The 23573-nt window shown below is 53.3% G+C and carries 14 protein-coding genes; 3 read left to right on the forward strand and 11 right to left on the reverse strand.

Going from position 1 to position 23573, the window contains the following annotated elements:
- Window positions 1-427: 427 nt before the first annotated feature.
- The 8 genes from lacZ to ACKWCC_RS12170 form a co-directional block, all read right to left on the reverse strand.
- Window positions 428-3544, reverse strand: coding sequence for a beta-galactosidase, LacZ type (gene lacZ / locus ACKWCC_RS12135; RefSeq protein ID WP_413996208.1), 3117 nt, complete (start codon window positions 3542-3544; stop codon window positions 428-430).
- Window positions 3545-3780: 236 nt separating this feature from the next.
- Window positions 3781-5280 carry a RagB/SusD family nutrient uptake outer membrane protein gene (locus tag ACKWCC_RS12140; protein ID WP_413996209.1) on the reverse strand — a complete coding sequence of 500 codons (1500 nt, stop codon included), beginning with the start codon at window positions 5278-5280 and terminating at the stop codon, window positions 3781-3783.
- Between the two features lie 12 nt (window positions 5281-5292).
- Window positions 5293-8553 carry a SusC/RagA family TonB-linked outer membrane protein gene (locus ACKWCC_RS12145; protein ID WP_413996210.1) on the reverse strand — a complete coding sequence of 1087 codons (3261 nt, stop codon included), beginning with the start codon at window positions 8551-8553 and terminating at the stop codon, window positions 5293-5295.
- A 156-nt stretch (window positions 8554-8709) separates the two neighbouring features.
- Window positions 8710-9642 carry a dihydrodipicolinate synthase family protein gene (locus ACKWCC_RS12150; protein WP_413996211.1) on the reverse strand — a complete coding sequence of 311 codons (933 nt, stop codon included), beginning with the start codon at window positions 9640-9642 and terminating at the stop codon, window positions 8710-8712.
- 420 nt (window positions 9643-10062) lie between these two features.
- A complete protein-coding gene (locus tag ACKWCC_RS12155; protein WP_413996212.1) occupies window positions 10063-12384 on the reverse strand; it encodes a glycoside hydrolase family 20 protein in 2322 nt (773 codons plus the stop codon).
- A gap of 201 nt (window positions 12385-12585) precedes the next feature.
- Window positions 12586-13347: a LytR/AlgR family response regulator transcription factor gene (locus ACKWCC_RS12160; protein WP_413996213.1), complete on the reverse strand. Its 762-nt coding sequence runs from the start codon at window positions 13345-13347 to the stop codon at window positions 12586-12588.
- On the reverse strand, window positions 13344-14378 hold the full coding sequence (locus tag ACKWCC_RS12165; RefSeq protein WP_413996214.1) for a sensor histidine kinase: 1035 nt from the start codon (window positions 14376-14378) through the stop codon (window positions 13344-13346). The genes ACKWCC_RS12160 and ACKWCC_RS12165 overlap by 4 nt, the downstream gene beginning before the upstream one ends.
- Window positions 14379-14732: 354 nt before the next feature.
- Window positions 14733-15149 (reverse strand): hypothetical protein, encoded by a 417-nt coding sequence (locus ACKWCC_RS12170; protein ID WP_413996215.1) that lies wholly within the window; start codon window positions 15147-15149, stop codon window positions 14733-14735.
- A 648-nt stretch (window positions 15150-15797) separates the two neighbouring features.
- Between ACKWCC_RS12170 and ACKWCC_RS12175 the strand changes: the two genes are divergently transcribed.
- The 3 genes from ACKWCC_RS12175 (at window position 15798) to ACKWCC_RS12185 (ending at window position 20232) form a co-directional block, all read left to right on the forward strand.
- Complete coding sequence (locus ACKWCC_RS12175; protein ID WP_413996216.1) at window positions 15798-17387, forward strand: FMN-binding glutamate synthase family protein; 1590 nt, start codon at window positions 15798-15800, stop codon at window positions 17385-17387.
- Between the two features lie 2 nt (window positions 17388-17389).
- Window positions 17390-18577, forward strand: coding sequence for a CynX/NimT family MFS transporter (locus tag ACKWCC_RS12180; RefSeq protein ID WP_413996217.1), 1188 nt, complete (start codon window positions 17390-17392; stop codon window positions 18575-18577).
- Between the two features lie 503 nt (window positions 18578-19080).
- Window positions 19081-20232: a glycoside hydrolase family 27 protein gene (locus ACKWCC_RS12185; RefSeq protein WP_413996218.1), complete on the forward strand. Its 1152-nt coding sequence runs from the start codon at window positions 19081-19083 to the stop codon at window positions 20230-20232.
- Window positions 20233-20236: 4 nt separating this feature from the next.
- Here ACKWCC_RS12185 and ACKWCC_RS12190 read toward each other — a convergent pair whose 3' ends face one another.
- The 3 genes from ACKWCC_RS12190 to nhaA form a co-directional block, all read right to left on the reverse strand.
- Window positions 20237-20719: a monoheme cytochrome C gene (locus tag ACKWCC_RS12190; RefSeq protein WP_413996219.1), complete on the reverse strand. Its 483-nt coding sequence runs from the start codon at window positions 20717-20719 to the stop codon at window positions 20237-20239.
- Between the two features lie 3 nt (window positions 20720-20722).
- Window positions 20723-21943 carry a sulfite oxidase gene (locus ACKWCC_RS12195; RefSeq protein ID WP_413996220.1) on the reverse strand — a complete coding sequence of 407 codons (1221 nt, stop codon included), beginning with the start codon at window positions 21941-21943 and terminating at the stop codon, window positions 20723-20725.
- Between the two features lie 162 nt (window positions 21944-22105).
- Window positions 22106-23413, reverse strand: coding sequence for a Na+/H+ antiporter NhaA (gene nhaA, locus ACKWCC_RS12200; RefSeq protein WP_413996221.1), 1308 nt, complete (start codon window positions 23411-23413; stop codon window positions 22106-22108).
- Window positions 23414-23573: the final 160 nt, after the last annotated feature.

Here is a 23573-nt window from a genome sequence, read left to right on the forward strand (position 1 = left end):
ACCACCCCTTTCTTCCGCAAGCGGAATTCATTCCCCGCCCCAAGAGGTTCGGACAGGCCCACCCGTACCGTTCGGGCGAGCCCGCCCGAATGGCTTCGCGACTCGCCATAACGGTAAAGGTTGAATTGAAAACCCAGAGGCGGCTCCTCCCCTTTATCAAGGGGAGGTGGTTTTCCACTTCACTGTGGAAAAGCGGAGGGGTCCGCTCCGTGGGGGCGTTGGGTTGTTTCAACCCGAATTTCCCAGAGCGGGCTTCAACGGGCCCTTCGGACAACAAAGAAGGTTTTCGGCATGGAACCACCCCCGGGACCACCCCTTTCTTCCGCAAGCGGAATTCATTTCCTGTCCGTACCATGCAGGTAGGCGGACTTTTGACATTTTCTGTTCGGCACCTTCCAGGTTTTAAGGGAAGGACACGAGGATGTACTTACATTCCAATCGGTTTTATGGTGTAGCCGTATTCATAGGAAGCATAGGGCAAGCGATACATTTCCAAGGGCAGCCTGCCCCAACTGTTGATGCTGCCCAGGCCCTGCTGAAAACCGTCCACGTTTAGATAGACTTCCTTTCGTGGGGTGAGTTCCCCGGCATGTTGCTGGGTTCTTTTGGCACCGGAATCCAAGTCTTCCCTGCTAAAGTGCAGGGCGGAGAACTGAAACGGGGTGTCACTGGAGAACCGTAGGCCTTTACCATTGTCCATTTTTAACTCCACCCATCTCACATCCAGTCGGTTCCCGTTTTCCTGTGGCCTAATGTAAGGGAAGTACTGTTCTGCCACGGTGGTCTCGTAAACCCCTACCGTGGCGGCGTGCTGCCGGTCGGGATAGGCCTCAAACGGACCTTTCCCGTACCATCTTACGGTTCGGTAGGTTTCGGGCAGCACCATTTCGTTCCCAAATTTGAACATGTTGGGATGCTCCCCTTTTAGGGCCCGGAGTTGGTTGGTCACCACAATGCTGGCATCGGGACGTACGGTGTAGCGTTGGATATATTCGGCATCGCCATCAAAAAGAATCCATTTGAATTCTAGCTGCAAGTAGCCTTCTTTGGTCTTTTTCGGGACCATGGCCCTCACTGGTTCTAGGGAAGCATTTTTCCATGGTTGGAAGGCCGTTTGGAGCCCCGCACCATAATCATTGTCCACCGGGGCCCTCCAAAAGTTCACTTTTGGGCCGGCGGAAAGAAGCTCGGTGCCCTTGTGGCGAAGTGCGGTAAGCGCACCTTTTTCAAGGTGGAAGACAGCCTCAAAGTCAGCCCCTTTTACCGTGAGCATCCCTTGGTCTTCCTGGTAGTCCAGCGTGCCGCCAATGGGCTTTGGGGTGGGTGCCAAGGGTTGGTTCAGGGCAAATTGTTCGTAGGCCAGTCCAAAGCCTTCTGGAAGTAAGGGGGTGGCCTTGGCCAAGCGCGCTTCCAGGTTTAGGAAATACTCCTTTTTTGGGTCCAAACGGGTGGTCAGTGGAAGGGTTACCGTTTCACTTGATTGTGGGGCGATGTCCATGTTGGGCAATTTGCCTTTTTCCACCACCGCACCATCGGCCAAGAGTTCCCAATTAAAATCAAGATTTTCCGTACCGGTAAAGAAGCGCCAGTTTTTTATGCGTACCTGGGTGCCGGCCCCTTTTTCCCGGTAAAATTTGATGTCCTGGTGTATGTGCCTTGCCTCGTGCATGTGTGGATTGAGCCGGCGATCGGGCTGTACCAGACCGTTGTTCAGGAAGTTATTGTCGCTCGGGGTGCCCTCCGGGCCAAAATCTCCGCCATAGGCATAGATCTCCTTCCCATTTTTTATGGTTTTGAGGCCTTGGTCCACGTAATCCCAGATAAAACCGCCCTGTAGCTTGTCATATTTTTCAAAAAGGTCCCAATACTCCTTGAATCCGCCCAGGCTGTTGCCCATGGCGTGGGCATACTCACAGAGCACCAAAGGTTTGTTGAAGCGTTTGTCCTCTGCGTATTTGGCAATTTCTGCCGGAGTGCTGTACATGGGCACATAGAGGTCGGTGTTCCATTCGTGGCCGGCCCGTTCATACTGTACCGGCCGGGTGGGATCCATTTCCTTGGCCTTGAGGTAGGTGTTGTACATGTTGTACCCATTCCCGGCCTCGTTGCCCAGCGACCAAATGATCACCGAGGGGTGGTTCTTGTCGCGCGCCACCATGCGCTCGGTTCTGGCAAGATGTGCCTGAAGCCAGTCGGGGTTGTTGGCCAGGGTGCGGGCCAAATTATAGCCCATTCCGTGCGATTCCACATTGGCCTCGTTCACCACATAGATGCCGTAGCGGTCGCAGAGCTCATACCAATAGGGGTCGTTGGGGTAGTGGGCGGTGCGTACGGCATTGATGTTGTTTTCCTTAAAGATCTGGATGTCTCTCAGCATGTCTTCCCTGCTCACCACGTGGCCCCGTTCGCCGTCATGTTCGTGCCGGTTAACGCCCTTGAAGAGAATGGGTTTCCCGTTCAGGAGGTATTGCCCGTCCTTCACTTCGGAGGTGCGGAAGCCAATGGCCTTGGAAATGGCTTCCAAGGTGTTTCCCTTTTTGTCCTTTAGGACGATGTTCAAGGTGTAGAGGGACGGACTTTCGGCAGACCAAGGGGCCACTTGGGGCAGTGTGTGCCCAAATTGGAGCGTGGCACAGTCCTTACTGCCCAAATCGTAGTCCGACTCCTTGGCGTAGCGCACAGCCCCGTCCTTTACCAGGCTTACGTGCACCTGGCCGCGGGCGTTTTTAGGGCCGTGGTGGGCCAAGGAAACACTCAGGTCCAGGACACCGTCCGTGTAATCATTGGTGAGTCCGGCCTTGGCAAAATAATCCGCTATCTGCGTCTGCGGACGGGCGTAAAGGTACACATCCCGCTCAATACCAGATAGCCGCCAGAAGTCTTGGCATTCCAGGTAACTGCCATCGCTCCAACGGTACACTTCCAGGGCCATGGTGTTGGTGCCGCTTCTTACATAGGGCGTAATGTTGAACTCTGCCGGTAACTTGGAGCCTTGGCTATAGCCCACTTTCTTGCCGTTGACCCAAATGTAAAAGGCCGATTTTACCGCCCCGAAGTGGACGTAAATTTCCTGCCCTTTCCATTGGGCGGGGACTTCAAAGCTGCGCTTGTAGGATCCCACGGGGTTGTAACCGTCCGGAATGTCCGGTGGGGCCAGTTCGCCCCGTTGAAAAGGGTAGGAGGCGTTCACGTAGATTGGGATGCCAAAGCCCTCCACTTCCCAGTTGGCCGGTACCTTGATCTGGTCCCAAGTGGAGGTATCGTGGTTTTCTTCATAAAAATCCACCGGACGTGTTTCCGGATTTTTGGACCACTTGAATTTCCAGGTACCGTTGAGCGAAATATGGTTGTCCGCTTTTTCCATGTTGTTTTCCCTGGCAAGCCCCTCTGTCCGGAAGGGAAAAAAAGAGGCCCGGGCATCCAGTTTGTTCTGCTGGATCACGGCAGGGTTCTCAATGATGGGGTCCAGGGTCTGTGCCTTGCCGGCGAATGGATACATCAAGCTAAGGGTAAAAGCGAAAAAAAGGGTTTTGATGCGGTTCATCGTGTGTTTTTTTTAAGGGATATTTTTCGGTTTTGTATGGCCATAACGGCGATGGGGCGCTTTGGATCCGGTTCTTTGGGCCTCTTTTGTGCAAGGGGCACATCGACCTATAAAAATACGCTTAATTTTTGGTTTTCAGGGACGAATTTTAGGTAAGGTTGATGTTGTTTTCCATAAAAAAGAAGGCCCCTGAAAGGGACCTTCTTGCAACAATCAACTAACTCAAACAACAAAGATCATTCATAGCCCTCGGTCTGTTCCAACAGTGGATTCCTGCCGATCATATCGGGTGAGATGGGCAGTTGCAACTTAAAGGCCTCGCTTTCCAAAAGGGTCTCCACCTCGTCGAAAATGATGGTGCCTCCGGCGCGCCTCAGGTCCCACCAGCGTTTTCCTTCGCCCACAAACTCCTTCATGCGCTCGTCCAATATGGCCAGGGTGTTGTCTTCTTGGGAACCGTTCACAAAGGCATGGATGGCCGCATCATAATTGGCACCAAAGGCCCTTTGGCGCACCAGGTTCATTTCTGCCGAAGGGTCTTCGCCCAAGTTGTTCTTGGCCTCTGCCAAAAGCAAGAGGGCGTCTGCATGGCGGTACAGCGGTACATCGTTTACGCTGATGCGGCTTCCGGCATCCACAATGCCCAAAAACTTGTTCAGGATGGATCCCACATAATTGGTCTCATCGAACGGAATGTGGCCGGCATCATCCGAGAACATTCGGGTAAGGGTGTTGTAGCGGGTGTCCAGGGTATCGTCCAACTTTAACAATAGCTTCAAGGAAGGGCCGTAGCGGTTTCCGCCGTTGAAGATCTCGTTGGCCAAGGAATTGCCTTCGGAGTCCCAGGTTTGGTTGATCTCGGTAGATCTCCCGGTAAAGACCCCGTTGTAAAAATTGCCGGCCTGATCGCGCTCATAGGAAAGCGTGAAGATGAATTCCTCGTTGTTCTCATTGGTGGGGCTCCAGAGGTCCATGAAATTGGGCACCAGTGCAACCCCCGTTCCGGTCACCTGCTCCAGGGCCGACTTGGCCTCGGTGTAATCTGCATTGCCCCCGTTGAGCACCTTGCCGGACCAGATGAAGACATCCCCTTTCAGGGTCAGGGTGGCGGCTTTGGACCAGTAGATCTTCTTTCCCTTATAGAAACTGTCGTCCGCACCAAAGGCGCTCAACGAGTTCTCCAGGTCCGATTTGATCAAGGCCATTACTTCCTCCTTGGGGGAGCGTGCCCGGTTCAGGTCTGCCACGTCTGCGGTGGTATCAAAGGGCTCCGTGCTAATGGGAACGGCGCCCCAGGTCTTGAGCATGGTGTAGTACACGTAGGCCCGTAGCCCGTACACCTGTCCCAAAAGGTGCTGTTTTTCTTCCTCGTTGCTAAACTCAATGTCCGGCACATTGGCCAAAAAATCATTGATGCGGTGTACCAGGGTGTAAAAACCGCCCCAGTTGCCAAAGGGCACATTGGTGGTGTTGATGACCTGGTTGATCAGCTGGATGCTGTTCGGTGATTCCAGGGTGGTGCCCCCATAATAGTCCGACCGTACCTCTCCCAAGAGAAAAAGGGAAAAGTTGTACCCCCTCAGGGAGCTGTAAAGGCCGGTGTGGGCCAGTTTGGCCGCACTTTCGTTGTCCAGGAAGCCCGTTCCGGGAATGTCACTTATGGGCTCCAGCTCTATTTCGTTCTCACAGGAAACAAGGGCGCCCAGGGCTAACAGTAAAATCAAGTATTTTTTCATTGCTGATTGTTTTTAAAAGGTTACGTTTAGGCCAATGGTGTAGCTAATGGGTATGGGAAAGCTTCCGCTATTGACCCCGCCCACTTCCACGGAGTTGCCCCCAAATTGGGTGAAATAGTGCAGGTTGGCCCCGGTGACGTACAGTCTAAGCCCTTCCAGCATATCATCAAAGATCTCCTCGGTGGGGAAGTTGTAGCTCAAGGTCACTTCCCTTAGCGCTAGGTAATCTCCCTTTTCCCAAAGGCGGTCCACGCCACGTTTAAAGTTGGCCTGTTGGTCCGTAAAATCAAAACGGGCCACGTCCGTAATGGTGTTTTCCGGGGTCCAGGAATCCAAGATCTCCACGGGTCCGTTCTGGTTTCCCTGTACTTGCGACAGTCCCCGAACACGGTTGTCGTTCTGGATCACGTGGCCCAGGGCAAAATCCGTGGCCACAAAGAGGTTCCAGTTTTTGTAGGTGAGGTTGGAGGTGACCCCGCCCGTGGTGTTGGGTACGGTACGGCCCACAATGACCCTGTCCTGGAAGTCTATGACATTGTCTCCATTGGTGTCTTTCCAGGCCACATCACCGGGATAGCGTTGGGTGGGGTTGCGCAGGTTTACGTCTTCCCTGGTGGCGTGCTCTGCCACCGCGGCATCATCGGCATAGATGTAGTCTTGGCTGTAGGCCACCACCAGGTCGGTGCCCACGCGCTGTCCTTCCTGCAGGCCGCCCACCCAGACCAGTTCGCCCCTATTGGCGTCCCAGATTTGGGTACCGCCCTGGCGGTTGTTCTCATTGTCGTTCTCGGGCAGTTGCTGCACAAAGTTCTTAAAGGTGTAGAAGGTGCCGCCCACGTCCCATTTCCAGTTTTCGCCGGTAATGACCTTGGTGGCAAACTCCAGCTCAAAACCTTTGTTGCGCAGCGTTCCGTTGTTGGTGGTGATGCTGCTAAAACCGGTCCAAAGCGGTAAGGTAAGGCCCGCGATCTTGTCCTTTACGTCGCGGATGAAGTAATCTGCCAAAATGTTCACCCGGCCCCTGAAAAGGCCAATGTCCAGACCCATGTTAAAGGTGGTGGAGCGTTCCCACTGCAAATCTGGCGTAGGGATGCCGGTATTGGCGTAGCCAGTAAGGCCATCGTAGATACCGGTTTCGCCGTAGCTGCCGAACACTTGGTAACGCCCAAGGGACTCGACCTTACCGTTTACCCCATAGCTCAATCTGGGCTTAAGACGGCTCAGTACCTTACTGAAATCCTTGCCGTCGTAAAAACTTTCGTTATGGATGTTCCAACCTACGGAGGCACCCGGGAAAATACCGAACTTGTCGTTGTCCAAGCGGGAGGAACCGTCCCGGCGCAAGCTAAGGCCCACGAGGAAGCGGTCGTCAAAATCGTAATTGAGCTGCCCAAAGAGCGACACAATTGAACTCGCTGCCTTGAAAGAGCTAGGCACCCCGTTGGCCTCAGAGCCCGCGTTCAGGGTGGGGATTTCGTCAGATCCGCTCAGTCGGGTGGCGGCATTGAGCTCAAAAAAGTTTTCCTTGTAAATTTCCGCCCCTCCCAGAAGGTCCACATTGTGCTTGCCAAAGGTGTTGTTGTAGTTGAGCAGACCGGTGAGCTGGTTTCTCAAGGTACGCTGGTGCCTGGCACTGGCATTTCGGGTGGTGTTGAGCGATCCCCCGTTGAGGTAGGCCCGGCTAAAGGACTCGTTGCTGTTGTTGATCACAAAGTGGCTGCCGTTTAGGCTAAATTTCAGATTGTCCACCACATCCCAGTCCAACCGCACCGAGGTGGACAAGCGTTGCTCCAAGTTGTTGCGCACAAACTTATCATTGTAGTAGAGCGGGTTACCAAAAGATACATTGGTACCGGGGTTGGGCTGGTCGCTTAGGCTGCCATCCGGGTTGTTGTTAAAGATCCGTGAGGTGGGTGCTTGGCCCTGTGCCCGCTGAAACACCCAATTGTTGTTGTTCAGGTAATTGGGGTTGTTGGCCGAGTGCGCATAGAACACGTTGGAGTTGATGGTGAGTTTGTCCGTTATTTTGTAGGAGCCGTTGAAGGTGCCCGAGTAGCGTTCAAAGTCGGAGCCAAACACCAATCCTTTTTCGTCCAAGCGGCCCAAACTCAGGAAGTACTTTCCTTTCTCGTTGCCCCCTTGGAAAGAGAGGGTCTGGTCATTGGCGTAGCTGTTCTGGAAAAAGAGCTCTGTCATATCGTTTTCCTGGAAGAGAATGGTCCTCGTGGGGTCCAAAATGTCCGGAATGGTCTGCCAGCCCTCAAAATCCAAGAGATAGCGGTTGGTATCGTCCAAGAACATGGTGGTGTACTCGGAGTCTATGGGGTTGTTGCCCGTGCCCATACCGTTTCTGCCATCGCGGAACACGGTAAAGGCGCCCGACCCCAAAATACGCTGGGTGTTGGCAATTCCTTGACGGTTGTAGTTAATATAGTCCACGGCGCCCAAATAATCAAAGCGGTCTCGCCTTTCGTTAATGCGGTACTTCTGCCTGAAGGTAATGCTGGACTTGCCCACCTTGCCCTGTTTGGTGGTCACCAAGATGACCCCGTCCGCGGCCCTGGCCCCGTATATGGCGGTAGAGGCGGCATCCTTTAGCACTTCCATGGATTCAATGTCATCTGCATTGATGGCGTAGAAGGAATCCGTGGGCACCCCGTCCACCAAGATCAAGGGCGATCCGGAACCGTCAAAATTGGTTCCCCCACGCACACTGATGCTGGGAGATGAACCTGGTTGCCCGGTGGTCTGGGTAATGCGCACCCCGGCCACGGTGCCTTGCAGGGCCGTGGCGGCGTTGGAGCGGGAAGCACTTTCCAGCACCTTGGTGTCCAGTTTTGAAACCGAGGTGGCCATGGTGCTACGTTTTTGGGTGCTATACCCCGTAAGGACCACTTCGTCCAATTTTTGGGTGTCTTCGGCCAATACAATGGAAAAGCTGCTCTGGCCGCCCACGGGCATCTCTTGGGTAACAAAGCCAAGGTAGCTAATGACGAGCACATCGGTATCCGATGCGCGCAGGGCAAAATTTCCGTCAAAATCCGTGGTGGTGCCGTTTGTGGTTCCCTTGACGATGACGCTTGCGCCGGGCAAGGGGGTGCCAAACTGGTCGGCCACGGTGCCGGTAATGTCTTTTTCCTGTGCGCTGGCGCTGAGCGTGGCACAGAGAAAAAGCAATACGCTGCCCACAAGGGGCAATGACTGCTCAAAGGCGCGCAACAACCACGATAGCGGGGAGTTTAGCGGTGCCTTTTGGAAAGATACAAGTTCCATAAAGTTTAGTTTAAGTGAATCAATTGGTCTATCAATGGCCCCAAAAATAAATAAAAATGACTTATGTATAACATAAAGCATTAAATTTTTTTGCGAAAAAGAGCTTTTAGGAGTCTCTCTGTTACGGTATTCAGAATAAAAAGGGGGTGTTCTTGCCTAAACCTCGGTTTCGATATGGTGTGGGGAGAATGTCTTGTTCAGGTATTTGGGGAGCCCCTCCTTCTCCAAAAGGGAAAGGGCCTGCAACAGTAGGGCGTTGTCCATGGTGTTGTGCGGGTAGCGGCTGGGGCCCATATCAAGACCAAAAAGGCGCATGAAGCTCTTGCCGGCACCATTGAAACCGTTGAGTTTGTCCAGTATCTGCACAAAATAAACCGCTTTGGCCTGCAGGGCCATGGCTTCCTCGATGTTTCCGGCTCCGTAAAGGGAAATGATCTCGTAGTAAAGCGGTGCCAAATGATTATAGGTGCTTCCCACCCATCCCGTGGCGCCCAAGGGGAGACTGTCCACCAACTGCTCGTCCACTCCAAAAAGGATGTTCTTGGAACCGCCATCAAATGCCAGGCAGGCCTGGTAATCGGCCGCATCGAACTTTGAGAATTTTATCCCGGCAAAGTTGGGAATCTGCCGTACGGCCATCGCCATAAAATCGGCCATGGGAAAATTGGCCCCGGTGAGCACGGGAATATGGTAATAGTAAAAGGGAAGGTTGGGCGCGCAGGCCGCCACTTCCCGGCAGTAGTACACAATCGATTCCAGGGACCTGGGCTTAAAATAATACGGGGGCAACACACAGATGCCATCCACCAGACCTTGTGAGTGGTCCGCCAGTTCTTGGGCCTCGCGCAGGTTGGTGTGCCCCACATGGTTGGTAAGAAAGAAATTATTGGGCCTGTGCTGCGACCAGGCTTCAATAAGGGCCTTGCGCTCTGCGGTGCTGAGCGATACAAAGTCGCCCGTGGAACCGTTCACAAAGGCGCCCTCAATGTTGTTTTCCACCAGAAAGGCGGTATATGTCCCTATGATTCCGGTGTTCAAGGAGCCGTCGGCCTGCATGGGCGCGTAGGTGGCAGCGATAAGATTTTTCATAAATGTATTATGTATGACATAGGCAAATGTATGAAATTATTCCAAATTTGGAACTGTAGTTTCATTTCCCGAACTTTTTTTTCCATGATGGGCCTGCTCCGCCGTTTTAATTCGCAAAAGTACGTTGAGCAAGTTCATGGCAATGGGGCGGTGGGGTTTTATGATTGGTTTTCTTAGGTGGGTTGCCATAAGGGTTTGGTGGTGTTGGCCCAACCCACTTGCACAATGCCTTGGGCCAAGGCCTTTTTTTGGGATGTGCGTCCTTATGCAGGCCATAGGAGCAAGACATGCGCTGCTGTGCAGGTTGGAACCGCTGCTGCTTGCTCTGGCCTTTTTTGGGCCAGACCATCTATGGTGTCCAAGTGCATAACGTTGTTCTGCGCCCGTTTATTGGCTGCGGTCGCTTTTCCCCCGCCTTGGTCATTCCACCAAGACCTCGTCCAAAAAGATGAAGCAACTGCCGCCGGTGGGTGGGTGGGCCAAATTGGTGACCTCCACCTTGATGTATTGGGCCGTAAGTTCATCAAAGATGACTTTGAAGGTCTCCAGGTTCACAAAACCGTTGTCTTGGTGCGGACGCTCCAAACGCCCCACCTCCCGGAAGGTTTTGCCATCTTCGGAGACCATCACCTTGATCCCCGTGGGATAGTAGATACCGGACCCTTGGTTCTCCATGGCACCCACGGCCACCGACGAAAATGTTTTGGGCCGGCCCAAATCCAGGGTCAGAAGGGCATCGTCCTCCAGCCAGGCCTGCCATTGGCCATCGTGGAAGTTTTTGCTGCCCCGGAACACGTTCACCAGGTTATCTGCCCCTGTGCCCTGGTACCGCTTGCTGTAGATAGGGTCATACTGCACCGTTGCGCCCACGGCCTTGTGAAAATTAAAGTGTTTCACCAAGGTGTCTCCCACAATTTCCCCATTTTCAAAGACCGCCGCCTTTACCGTGGTGGTCCCTTCCAGCTTCAATGGCGCGGTGTAGATTGGGGATTCTTTGGTCAGCGGTGCCTCGTTGAGGGCATACCGAATGCTGCTCTCCGGAAATTCATTGGCAAGGGACACGGCAATGCCGCCGGTCTCCGTGAGCTTGCTCTTGGCGGTAACGGCATAGGCACTGCGCGCATAGGTAACGTTCATCGCCTCCAAACGTTCAAAGAGTGCGGGAATCTTGGCGGCATAGGCCGCCCAGTCCTTCTTTTCCTTTGGGGTCCAAAGTCCCTCGGAAAGTGCGGTGACCCTGGGAAAGAGCATGTATTCGGATTCCTCGTTGTTGGTAACATATTCTGACCATAGGTTGGCTTGGCTGCCCAAGACATGCTCTTTTTGTGCCACGGACATGGAATCCACCACGGGGTCAAAGGCATACACCTTGTTCAGGGGCTCATAACCGCCAAAGGCAATGGGCTCGTAATCGGGTTCGCCCTGATAATGGTTCAGATAGACCGTTCCCGGGGTCATGATCACGTCATGGCCCTCTTTGGAGGCCTCCCAGCCCCCTTGGATGCCGCGCCAGCTCATTACCGTGGCCCCGGCGGGCAGACCGCCCTCCAAAATCTCGTCCCAGCCCACCAAGGTCCTTCCCTTGGAGCTCAGGAACCGTTCCATCCGTTTTATGAAATAGCTTTGCAGTTCTTCGGTGTTGGCCAGGCCTTCCTCGCGCATGCGGCGCTGGCAGTCGGGACAGGTTTCCCAGTTGGTCTTGGTGGCCTCGTCCCCGCCCACGTGAATGTACTCAAAAGGGAAAAGCGTCATGGTCTCCATCATGACATCTTCCAAAAATGCAAAGGTGGACTCCTTGCCCGCACAGTAAATGTCGGTAATGGGCCATATTCCGCCAGAGGGTACGGCCACAGGCGTGCCCTTGCAGGAATATTCCGGATAGGCGGCCACGGCACTGGTCACGTGGGCCGGCATCTCAATTTCCGGCATGACGGAAATGCCGTGCATTTGGGCGTAGGCCACAATTTCCCGGATGTCATCCTGGGTGTAAAAACCACCATAGGTGGCCGAGTCCCCGGGCTGGTTGGTGTTCCGTGCATTCCAGTGTTTTTCCTCCTGATCTACCCTAAAGGCGCCCACCTCGGTGAGTTTGGGGTATTTCTTGATTTCCAGTCGCCAGCCCTGATCGTCCACCAAATGGAGGTGAAGCACGTTCAATTTAAAAAGGGCCATGCGGTCTATGGATTCCTTGATGTATTCCTTGTCGAAAAAATGCCGGGACACGTCCAGCATCAGTCCCCGCCAGGGATACCGTGGGTGGTCTTCAATGGTTAGGCTTGGCACCGTCCATTGGGTTGTTTCCGGGGCATTGCGCATCTCAATTTCAGCCGGCAGCAACTGCCTAAGGGTCTGTATGCCATGGACAAGGGATGGATAACTTCCCGCGGTGATCTTTATGTGGTTTGGGGTCACGGCCAAGCTGTAGGCCTCGCGGGCCATGCCTTGGTCCGTGGTAAGCAGTACGTAATTGCTTTCCGGGGTTTCCGAGACCGTGGACAGCACAAAGCCCGCAGCCCCCATGAACTTATTGGCCAGCAGGTTGGCCACTGGGCCATGACTGTTGTCCTTGACCACGAAACGGGTGTTTTCGTTAAAGGTAAAGGACCCTTGGCCGCGCTCCAGTTGCACCGGTTCCGGGATCAGCGCAAGGGCTTTCTTCTCGTGGGCGGCCGGGGACCCATCTGAGCAGGAAAGGAATAAAGCGGAAAGGCCCAGCGCAATAAGGAGGGAGTTGATCTTCATAGAAAATGAATTATGTATAACATATTTCAAAGATAAAAGTTTCTTGGAACATTCCCTTGTTTTGGCCGATGATATGGCCGAAAAGTCGGGGACATGGACATGGGCCCATTGGGGTCTCCGGTGGTAAGGTCTTTGCGACCATGCCCCATTTCCGGGGAAGCTAATTTTGCCTGGCCCAATGTACGGGGCATAGCGTCCTCATTAAGAGGCCACCCAGGTCTTGAACTCCCCGGCCTTGGCCTTGCTCACCACCACCCTTTCCGCGGTGGGCGGGCTAAGTTCCACGATGAGCTTGCCGTTAAAATATTGCTTGATCTTGGAGAGGGCATCGCGGCGCAAGATGCACTGACGGTTGGCCCGGTAAAAATTCTGGGGATCCAGCTCTTCCTCCAAATCTTCCATCTTGCCGTCTATGATGTATTTTTTGTTGCCAAAGGTGGTGGCCTGTACAATGCCGGCATCGATCATAAAATAGGCAATGTCCTGCGTTTTCAGCGGAATGAGCTGGTCCCGCTGGTTTACCAGGTAGGTGGTCTTGTATGTTTTTTCCTTTTCCTTTACCAGGTTCAACAGCCCTTTGATCTGATCGTCGCCAATGCCCTGTTCCTTGGTCTGTGTCTTGAACTGCACCAGGGCATCCGTGAGCTCATCCCGATCTATGGGTTTTAGCAGATAATCAATACTGTTCACCTTGAAGGCCTTTAGGGCATATTGGTTGTAGGCCGTGGTGAAGATGACCGGGATGGTCATGGGCACCCGTTCAAAGATCTCAAAAGAGATACCATCTGCCAAATGGATGTCCATAAAGACCAGGGCAGCGGTCTGGGGCTTGGAGAAATAGGCAATGGCGGCCTGCACGGAATCCAGTACCTTGACCACTTCTATCTCGTCGTCCACACTTTTCAAGAGATAGGCCAGGTTGTCGCTGGCCGCCAACTCGTCTTCCACAATCACTACTTTCATCGCGTTCGGATTAAGGGGAGTTTTACGCTAAAGATATTGTTTTCCGTACTTACGGTAAGCTCTTTCCTCAGCAGGAGCACGTAGCGCTTTTTTAAGTTTTGCAATCCGTTCTTGGTGCCCTCGGCAAAGGTTTTGCGCAGGCGCATCTCGTTTTCCACGAAAAGCGCGCCATCCTTGGAAAAAATATGCACCTTCAGGGGGTGGGTGCCAGAGATCTCGTTGTGCTTTACACTGTTCTCCACCAGAAGTTGCAGGGCCAGCGGCGGAATTTCCAGATCCATGTACGCTTCCTCAATATCTATGGCAATGCTAAAGCGGTCGCGGTACCGGGTAAGGATCAGGTAGGTATAACTTTCCAGGAACTTCAGTTCGTCCTTAACGCTCACCAGGTCGCTCTCCCCACTTTGCAGGATGTAACGGTACATATAGGACAGTTTTTTAACGAACTGGGTGGCCTTTTCATTGCCACGGATCAGGGAGGTAAGGGAATTGAGCGAATTGAAGAGAAAGTGCGGGTCAATTTGGTTCTTGAGCGCCATCAGTTCATTCTGCAGGCTTTGTTGCTTTAGGTGCTCGTTCTCCACCCTGTTTTCCTGCCGGTCCACCTGTAGCCTTAGGATCCTGCCTATGAAAAAGAGCGAAAGGAGCAGAATAAGGTAGGTAAAGGCCAGGAACCCCTTGTCCTGTGCGTTCATTTGGGACCGTACCACGTGCGGGTACAAAAACTCGAACAGGCTCAGGGTGCCAATGAGCACCGCGATGTTTATGAGCATCATGACGCCCATGCGCACCGGGGTGGACCACGCATACTTGGCGTAGCCCACATTGGCATTGAGCTGCAGCACGCACCAGGAGAACACCAGAAAGAAGACAAAACGGTAAGCCAGATCCGCCACGTAAAGCCCGGTAAATTCCAGTTGGTCCGTACTGCCGGACTCGTACAGAAACACCGTTTTTGGAATGGAGACCAAAATGGACAGCAGCAGGGCTATCTTAATGATCGAGGACTGTTTTACGTGGGTAAAGGACATACGTCTTGGCTTGGGTATAAAAGTACGGGTTTTAACCCATAGTGGGGCCGGCCCCTGGGACTTGGACATCCCTTATACCAGTTCTCATTTGAAATGCAGCCATAGAAATGGAATTATTTTTTTGGCCTGCGAAAAAGAAAAATCGGGCATAGCCGAGCTACGGCTTATTTTTATTTTGAAATAGGGCGTAAAAAGAAACCATTTATCGGCTTATTTTCAATTGGGAAATGGTATTAAGCACAAAAAGGACCAAGACAGCATCACCCTAAGGTTTCCGTGTCTTGGCCCAGTTTTGTATGCCACAATGGGCTTCCTTGGATCAATGGGCTTGCGCCAAGGGGCTACTGCTCCCTATTACTTGGAGAGCCTGTTAAAGTGCTTGGGCAGGTAATCGTTCACATTAAAATCAAGAATCACTTCTTCCTCGATCTCAATGACCTCAATGTCATCGACCTCAAAAATCATCCCTTTGTAGGGGTTGAAACCTTCGGGTAGGTAGGGAGCGGTATCAAAGCCCAAGGCGACTTCCTCGTCTATTTCAACCAGCTCAATCTCGTCCAAGATCGTGGTCATCCCTTGGTAAGGATCAAATCCTTCCGGAAGGTAGGCTGCGGTATCAAAGCCCAGTTCCACTTCCTCTTCGAGTTCCACCACCTCAAGATCGTCAATATTGAAATCCTCGCACTGGGTCTTGCATTGTGGGTACGCCTTAAAAGAGGCCATGCCCGTGCCCAGCACCAATAGTCCTAAAATTGCGGTTACTTTTTTCATCTGTTGCTATTTATTTGTTTTTTTAAGTCAGATGTAATTCGCCAATGAACATTTCGGATGGTATCCAGCATTGTTATGGCTCATTTCATATCACTAAATTATTTTTTCTCTTTTGATGTAATTCGGGTACAAAAGTAGTTTTAAAGGGGCCCCCACCGGGCTTATTTTTGACCCAAACGTCCAAATCAAGGGGTGAAACGACCTTAGGTTGAAATGAAGTTTCCGGCAGGCCCGCCCAAGATGCCCAAGGAGGGGCTTCCGGGGGGAAATATGGGGCCCTGGGCCACCTGGAGTCCCCGCGGCCCCGTAAAGCCACCTTTAAGAGTGCCGATGGTTTTTACCGCTTTGCCCGCTGAAGAATGGTGTCCGTAATTTGGTAAGTGCTTATCTTTGCGAGTTATTGGCACTGCCAAAGGAATTAATGCTCCGGGGCTTGCCTCGAAATTAAAGTTCAGTTTCTTATGAATGCCTCATGGGCTGGGACGGAGGAGGTTCACTTTTGCGGATATGCAAAAAGACCCTTCTTGTTTTAACCACTTGCTTTTTTTTGAGGGGGCATGGGCAGGAAAGCTTTAGTGAATTGGAAATGCAACCCGATCGGGGAGATGAAAACAGGCCGTCTTTGATCGGGGCACAAAAAAAATTGAAATGAAGGTACGTGAGTTGTTTGTGTTGATTGCCACGGTGAGCACCCTGGCCATTTTGGGCATTGCTTTTTTCTGGCCGCCGGTGTTATGGGCCTTTCTTTTGGTGGCCCCCCTGGTGCTTATGGGCGTTTTTGACATGGTGCAGACCCACCATACCATTCGCCGCAATTTTCCAGTGATCGGCAGGTTCCGTTATGTGCTGGAGTCCATACGGCCAGAGATCATGCAGTACTTTGTGGAGACCGATACGGAAGGTAGGCCCTTGAACCGCATCTTGAGGTCCGTGATCTACCGCCGGGCCAAGGGGGAGACGGACACGGAGCCCTTTGGCACCCAGATGGACCTTTACCAGACCGGTTATGAATGGATGGAACATTCCATGTACGCCAAGAGCAACCCGCAGGATGTGGGCGACTTTCCCCGTCTCCTCATTGGGGAGAAGAATTGCAAACAACCCTATTCTTCCAGTCTGCTGAACATATCGGCCATGAGCTATGGCTCTTTGAGCAAAAATGCGGTATTGGCGATGAACCAGGGCGCCAAAATGGGAAATTTTGCCCATAATACGGGCGAGGGGGCCATCAGTGACTATCACTTGGAGCCCGGTGGCGATCTTATTTGGCAAATTGGGACCGGGTATTTTGGCTGCCGTAAGGACGATGGCACCTTTAACGAGGTCACTTTTGAACAGAATGCGAAGCGGCCCGAGGTGAAAATGATAGAGATCAAACTTTCCCAGGGGGCGAAGCCAGGTCACGGGGGCATCCTTCCCGCCATTAAGAACACCGAGGAAATTGCCAAGATACGCCACGTGAAACCGGGCATTGCGGTGCACTCGCCCCCATCGCACTCGGCCTTTAAGGACCCCATAAGCTTTATGCACTTCATTGAGAAGCTGCGGGACCTTTCCGGGGGCAAGCCCGTGGGCTTTAAGCTGTGCATTGGCCGCAGACAGGAGTTCATGGATTTTTGTGAGGCCATGATCTACACCGGCATTACCCCCGATTTCATTACCGTGGACGGCGGGGAGGGTGGTACGGGCGCCGCGCCCGTGGAGTTCTCCAACACCATGGGCATGCCCATGCGCGAGGGCCTGATCTTTGTGCACGATACCTTGACCGGGTTTGACCTTCGCAAGGACATCAAGGTCATTGCGGCCGGAAAGATCATCACCGGCTTTGATATGGCAAGGGCCATTGCCCTGGGCGCGGATGGGTGCAACAGTGCCCGGGCCATGATGCTGGCCGTGGGCTGCATACAGGCATTACAATGCAACACCAATACCTGCCCCGTGGGGGTGGCCACCCAGAACAAATCGCTCATGAAGGGGCTGGTGGTGGCAGACAAGGCACCCAGGGTGCGCAATTACCACGATGCCACCATAAAGAGTTTCTTGGAGCTCATTGCGGCCGCCGGGCTCAATGGCCCCCACGAGCTGCGGCGAGAGCACATCAGCAAGCGAATGGGTAAATTTGAGGTAAAGAACTACGATGAAATCTACCCTTATATCCCCACGGGAAGCTTGTTGGACATTGCCAACATTCCGGAAAGCTACCAACGCTACTTTCAGCTTACGCGCATTATGAATTGAGCATGTCTTCCGCCAACCGCCCTTGGAAAGATCGGCGCCAATTACTGCTCATTGCGGGCATTCTTTGCATTGCCATCAACCTGAGGCCTGCCCTGGCCGGTGTGGGCCCGCTCATAGACAACATCAAGGCCCAGACCGGGCTCACCAATTCCCTACTGGGCCTCCTCACGACCCTGCCCTTGTTGGCCTTTGGCGTGGTGAGCACCTTGACACCGTTTTTTACCAAAAGATATGGAATGGGCAAGACCTTGCTCGGGGCCATGCTGCTTTTGGCCGTTGGCATTGGAATTCGCTCCCTGCCATGGGTGGGCGCACTGTATGTGGGCACGGCCCTACTGGGCATTGCCATTGCCCTTGGCAACGTACTGCTGCCCAGCATCACCAAGCGCAACTTTGAACAGCACTCCGGGTGGGTCACCAGCTTGTACAGCAGCACCATGGCCATTGGGGCCGCCGTTGCGGCGGGCGTGAGCGTGCCCTTGGCCAAGGATCTGGGGCTGGACTGGCATGGCGCTTTGGCCGTCTGGGGCATTTTGGCCCTGGTGGCCGCGGCCGTGTGGTGGCCACAGGCGGCCCATTTGAAAAAGGCCGACCCGAAAAGAGGCTTTATGGCCGCCTTAAAAGGACTTATGGCCAATCGTCTGGCCTGGTTCGTGGCCCTGTTCATGGGCCTGCAGTCGTTCACTTTTTATGTGGTGCTGGCCTGGCTACCGGCCATTTTGCAGCACCGGGGCTTTGATGCCTCTTACGCCGGCTGGATGCTTTCCCTTTCGCAGGCCGTGGGCATTCTGGGCTCCCTGCTTGTGCCCACCCTGGCCGCAAAACGGGCGGACCAAGGTTTTTTTGTGGCCGTGCTCATTTTTATGGAAGTTATGGCCATAGTGGGGCTGTTAATGCCGCAATGGGGCATGGTGGCCCTTTGGGTAAGCCTTTTTGGATTTGTGCTCGGCGGCACCTTTGGTCTGGCGCTATTGTTCATTGTGCTGCGCTCCAGGGATACCGAAACGGCCACGGAGCTTTCCGGAATGGCCCAATCCGTGGGATATTTTGTGGCCGCGGTGGGTCCCATTGCCTTCGGAGCCTTGTATGACCTTGCCAAAGACTGGTCTGTTCCCCTCTTGATGCTGCTCGGCGTCTGCGCTTTGAAACTGGCGATGGGCCTCGGGGCTTCCAAAGATCGCTCGGTGTAAATCAAAAGGGATGTTGGGCCTTTTGGGCCGGGATTCTTATGGGGGAAGCACAGCCCTGGGATATTTCCATTCCGAGAATGGTGTGGCGAGAGGTGCCGTGCAACCCGATGGACAAAGGGCAGCGTTCCCTTCTAAACATTGGGGTGTTCCCTATACATCGCCGGATTTTGAGAAAGGGACGTACGACAAAACCAAGGTTAGTTTATGAACGGATGAAGGTGGGGATGCGCTTGTTTTGCGTACTTTTGGAATATGATTCAGCCGTTCTCCCGTAGTTGTTTTAGGGTAGGCCATTCCTTTGTCCAGGGCGATGGAGTGCGGGAACAAAAAGAGGCCTACGGGATGCCCTTTTCTTGAACACTTTGAAGATGAGACCAACCACTATCTTTCTTTGTACTGCGTTTTTTATGTATTTCGCTAGCCCAAACTTGGGTTATGGCCAACAGGCAACCGAGCCCGAAACGGCTGGAGTGCAACCCAGTGATGGCAAAAAGCCCCCAATTATGGGATGGGCCAGCTGGAACAATTATCGCATCAACATCAATGAGGACATCATCAAGGCCCAAGCGGACGCCCTGGTCTCTTTGGGGCTTAATGATGTGGGATACGCCTACATCAATACCGATGATGGATTTTTTGGTGGTCGGGATTCCTTGGGCAACCTACTGGTGCACCCAGAGCGCTTTCCCAACGGCATGAAGTCCTTGGCGGCCTATATCCACGATAAGGGCCTCAAGGCCGGAATTTATAGTGATGCCGGTGCCAACACCTGTGCCTCCTTTTGGGACCGGGATACCATTGGTTCCGGTATGGGGCTTTACGGGCATGAGCGGAGAGACCTGAGCCTGTTCCTAAAGGAGTGGAACTATGATTTCATCAAAGTGGATTGGTGCGGTGGGGAATGGTTGGGATTGGACGAGGAAATGCGCTACACCCAAATAGGGGAAATCATCAAAGACCTGGCCCCGAACACCGTGTACAATGTGTGCCGATGGAAGTTTCCCGGGAAATGGGTGACGCAAATGGCCGATTCTTGGCGTATCTCTGGAGATATAGAGAACAGTTTTGGTTCCATTCTCGCCATTTTGGACCTCAATGCGGATCTTTGGCCCCATGCCTCCAGGGGGCACTACAATGATATGGACATGCTACAGGTGGGGCGCGGGATGAGTTATGAGGAAGACAAGGCCCACTTTAGTATGTGGAGCATCATGCATTCGCCATTATTGTTGGGCAATGACCTTACCACCATTTCCAAGGAAACCCTGGAGATCGTTACGAATGAGGATATCATCGCCCTAAATCAGCATCCCTTCGTATATCAGGCGCGGCGTTTGGTGGACCAGGGCGACCTGGAGGTCTGGGCCAGGCCTTTGTACCATACGATGAGCGGAACAGTGGCCGTGGCCCTGTTAAACCGGTCCAAAAAGGCACAGCCCATTTCCATGGCCCTATCCGATGTGGGTCTGGAGGCCACGGCGGGCTATACCATCAGGGACCTGTGGAGCAAGGAAGCGTTTCCGCGCTCACGGGAGGCAGGCATCACCAGGGAAGTGCCAGCCCATGGGGTGGTGGTTTTGCGCATTGAAGGAAAGGCGCTACCCTTCAACGTTTTTCAATACAATGATGCGGAGTTTAAGGAAAAGGACAGATAACCGGTCAGTGTGCGTCCAGCACATACCAATCCACCGGTTTTAAATTGGCCCTTCTGCCCACTTCTTGGGGCGGGTAGTTTTTTACCAGGTAATCTATGATGATGTCCTCGTTTTTGCCCAAGTCCCATAAGTTTTGGGTTTCCTGCATCCATCGTATGGTGGCGCGCCAACGCTCCTTGTCCATACGGTTTTGGGTGACCAATTTGGCCGAGTGGCAATTGGTGCAATTGTTTACGGTTTCCATGAGCCCGGGAGCATCCACCAGGCCGGTGCGGAGGTGTATGCCGTTCTCTATTTTATCGTAATCGTCTTCTGGTAGGGGAGCTACCGCGGTTTCCGGTGCGCCATTAAGCAGGGAGAGGGTGGGGTCTGCCATAAGGTAGATGCCCAGGAGCACCACAAGACCGGCAAGGCTCCATAGGATGATGATGAGCCGGCGCACCTCGCGCATGCTTTTTTTAAACTGCTCTTCTTTTTGCCTTTCCATAGCTCAAACCCTTTTTACGGCAATGCGGTGGCAGGCATTGTTGAGGTAGCCTTTGGGGTTCCAGCCCGGGACCAGCATGGGCTGTGCCTTGCCTTGGCTGTCCGTGGCCCTTGCCCATATCTCGTAGTAGCCTTTTTCCGGAAGCCGTACCGTGGCCGAAAAATGTTGCCAGGCCAAGCGGTTGGCCGGGGCACTGAGCTGGCAGGATTTCCAGCTGGCACCAAAATCCAGGGAATAGTCCACTTGGGCCACTTCCAGCTCCCCTGCCCAGGCGTGGCCGCGCATCTCAAATGTGTCCTTTGCCTTTAGGGTGGCCCCGCTCTTGGGATGGGTAATGAGCGATTTTACCGGCATGGACTCAATGATGCACATGTCCTTGTCCAACACCTTTTCCCCCGGCGCTACTGGCGTGCAGGGCACCCGGTAGGCATCGCCCGTCATTTTGGCGCCGTCATGCACCTTGTTACGGACACTGATGCCGGTGATCCATTTGCCCGATACGGAGGCGGGCCAGCCCCCGGCCACCAAGCGCAGCGGATATCCGTGCACCAAAGGAATGGGCGCCCCGTTCATTTCAAAGGCCAAGAGGGTTTCGTCCTGTAGGGCCTTGGCCATTGGGGCGCCACGGGAAATGGGTGGTTTGTTGGGGTCGCGGCTCAGGTGCTCGTCCGCCGCATGGTAGCCTATGTACACGGCATCTTCCTTGATCCCAGCATCTTCCAGGACATCGCGCAGGCGCACCCCGGTCCATTGGGCACAATACACCGCCCCCACGGTCCATTGGTTTCCCTTGGCGGGCGGGTTGAACTCGGCCCGCCCATTGCCCCCACATTCCAGGGTAAGTTGGTAGGTGTGCCATTTAAAGTTCCTCTTCAGTTCGGCAAGGGTGTAGGTCTTTTCTTGGACCACGGATTCCCCGTCAATGGTCAGGGTCCATCCGGAGGCGTCCACGTTTTCAGGGACCAGGCCGTTGTTGCGGATGAAGATGTAGGGGTTTGGGGTCACCTTATCGTCCAACAGGTGGGCTTGTGCCTCCATGTTCCAAGGTCTGTCATTGAGCACCACCATTTGGCTGTCCTTGTTGAACAGGGAAAAAGGGTCTGGGTCTTGGAGGGCAAGGGGCACGTATCCCTTTGGCATCAGGTGGCCATTTACCAGTTTCGTGCCCAAGGTGGCAGCCATGGTGGCCAAGGCGGCCTTGCCCATGAAATTTCGTCGGTTCATGGAATAAAGATATCAAATATGGCGCACAGTGCGCACAGGGCCATTGCGGTGCGCCGGTTGCATCGCTTGCACAGGCAGTGTCCCCTTTTTTGGATACGTCCTTGCCCGTGGGCGTTCACTTTCCTATTTATAGGTTGCGCCGCCGGTAAGGGGGCTGGACATTTATGGATGTCCCGGCTCCGCTTCCGGTGTGAGCCGCAGAATGGTATAGCCTATGATGGCCGCTATGGTAGAACCGGCCAGAATGCCAATCTTGGCCGAATCTATATGCAATGGATCGTCCACAAAGGCAAGACTGCCAATGAAAATGGACATGGTAAACCCAATTCCCGCGAGGAAGGCCACCCCAATGATGTGTTTAAAAGTGAGGTCCTTGGGCACCTCAATGATCTTCAGTTTTTTGGCCAGGAACACAAAACTGGTAACCCCAAGACCTTTGCCCACCACCAGTGAGATCACAAGGATGGTGATCATGGTAAAGTCCAGGTGCATGTCACTGGAAATGGCCACTCCGGCGTTGGCCAAGGCAAATACCGGAATAATGAAGTAGGCCACCCAATTGTGCAGGCCATGCTCCATGCGCTGCAGCGGGGACTGGTATTTCTTGGTACGTTTTTCCAGGGTGTGGACATAGGACATCTGTTCATAGGACAGCACCGGGGTTTGGAGCACCTTGGCGTTCTTTATTTTGTTCAGGGAGTCTTCCAGATTGCTTATGTATTCCGGGGTCACTATCTTTTGCCTCAAGGGTACGGCGAAGGCCAGCAATATGCCCGCAAGGGTGGGGTGTATGCCCGATTTCAAGAAGAGGGTCCACACCACGATGCCCACGGTGACCAGCATGAACCTGGAGTAGGCCCCTTTATAAGATAGGTAGTACAGAAAAATCAAGAAGCCAAAGGCGGACAGGATCATGGTAATGTTAATGTCGCTGCTGTAAAAAATGGCGATGGCCAATACGGCCCCAATATCGTCCACAATGGCAAAAGCCGTCAGAAATATTTTTAGGCTCAAGGGTACCCGACTGCCCAATAGGTTTAGTACGGCCAGGGAAAACGCAATGTCCGTGGCCATGGGAATGCCCCATCCTTTTACGGTGTCAGGGTTCTCGTTCAGTACAAGGTAGAAGGTGACCGGGATGATCATGCCGCCCAGGGCCCCCACCAGCGGGAACACCATTTTTTTAACGGAATTTAGCTCGCCAATGACCAGTTCCCGTTTGATCTCCAGGCCGATCAAGAAAAAGAAGATGGCCATAAGCCCGTCATTTACCCAAAGGATGAGCGGTTTTTTCAACTCAAAGAAGGAAGAACTGAAGCCCATTTTTACTTCCCAGAGCGATTTATAAGTCTCTGCCCATTGTGAGTTGGCCCATATCAGGGCCACGATGGTGGCCACCAACAAGAGGATGCCACTGAAACTTTCTATCTGTACAAATCTGCGTAAAGGGGTAAGTATTCTTTTGATCATCTATTTCATTTTGTGTTCTCGCGGTAATGATCCAGGGGCAAAACCGCGTATTGGTTCACATCAATTTCAAGCTAGGTTGCCCTGCAATATATAAAATGCCCAGGAATTATTGCTGTTTTGATTTTTTTATAGGGCAGCTTGTTTTTTTTTTTGGAGGCAT

The organism is Maribacter aquimarinus (genome assembly GCF_047345505.1).
GTDB lineage: Bacteria > Bacteroidota > Bacteroidia > Flavobacteriales > Flavobacteriaceae > Maribacter.

Bases quoted from the DNA above. Each gene is read 5' to 3' on its own strand.
- lacZ (WP_413996208.1), bottom strand. From the start codon at position 3,544: ATGAACCGCATCAAAACCCTTTTTTTCGCTTTTACCCTTAGCTTGATG.
- ACKWCC_RS12140 (WP_413996209.1), bottom strand. From the start codon at position 5,280: ATGAAAAAATACTTGATTTTACTGTTAGCCCTGGGCGCCCTTGTTTCC.
- ACKWCC_RS12145 (WP_413996210.1), bottom strand. From the start codon at position 8,553: ATGGAACTTGTATCTTTCCAAAAGGCACCGCTAAACTCCCCGCTATCG.
- ACKWCC_RS12150 (WP_413996211.1), bottom strand. From the start codon at position 9,642: ATGAAAAATCTTATCGCTGCCACCTACGCGCCCATGCAGGCCGACGGC.
- ACKWCC_RS12155 (WP_413996212.1), bottom strand. From the start codon at position 12,384: ATGAAGATCAACTCCCTCCTTATTGCGCTGGGCCTTTCCGCTTTATTC.
- ACKWCC_RS12160 (WP_413996213.1), bottom strand. From the start codon at position 13,347: ATGAAAGTAGTGATTGTGGAAGACGAGTTGGCGGCCAGCGACAACCTG.
- ACKWCC_RS12165 (WP_413996214.1), bottom strand. From the start codon at position 14,378: ATGTCCTTTACCCACGTAAAACAGTCCTCGATCATTAAGATAGCCCTG.
- ACKWCC_RS12170 (WP_413996215.1), bottom strand. From the start codon at position 15,149: ATGAAAAAAGTAACCGCAATTTTAGGACTATTGGTGCTGGGCACGGGC.
- ACKWCC_RS12175 (WP_413996216.1), top strand. From the start codon at position 15,798: ATGAAGGTACGTGAGTTGTTTGTGTTGATTGCCACGGTGAGCACCCTG.
- ACKWCC_RS12180 (WP_413996217.1), top strand. From the start codon at position 17,390: ATGTCTTCCGCCAACCGCCCTTGGAAAGATCGGCGCCAATTACTGCTC.
- ACKWCC_RS12185 (WP_413996218.1), top strand. From the start codon at position 19,081: ATGGGATGGGCCAGCTGGAACAATTATCGCATCAACATCAATGAGGAC.
- ACKWCC_RS12190 (WP_413996219.1), bottom strand. From the start codon at position 20,719: ATGGAAAGGCAAAAAGAAGAGCAGTTTAAAAAAAGCATGCGCGAGGTG.
- ACKWCC_RS12195 (WP_413996220.1), bottom strand. From the start codon at position 21,943: ATGAACCGACGAAATTTCATGGGCAAGGCCGCCTTGGCCACCATGGCT.
- nhaA (WP_413996221.1), bottom strand. From the start codon at position 23,413: ATGATCAAAAGAATACTTACCCCTTTACGCAGATTTGTACAGATAGAA.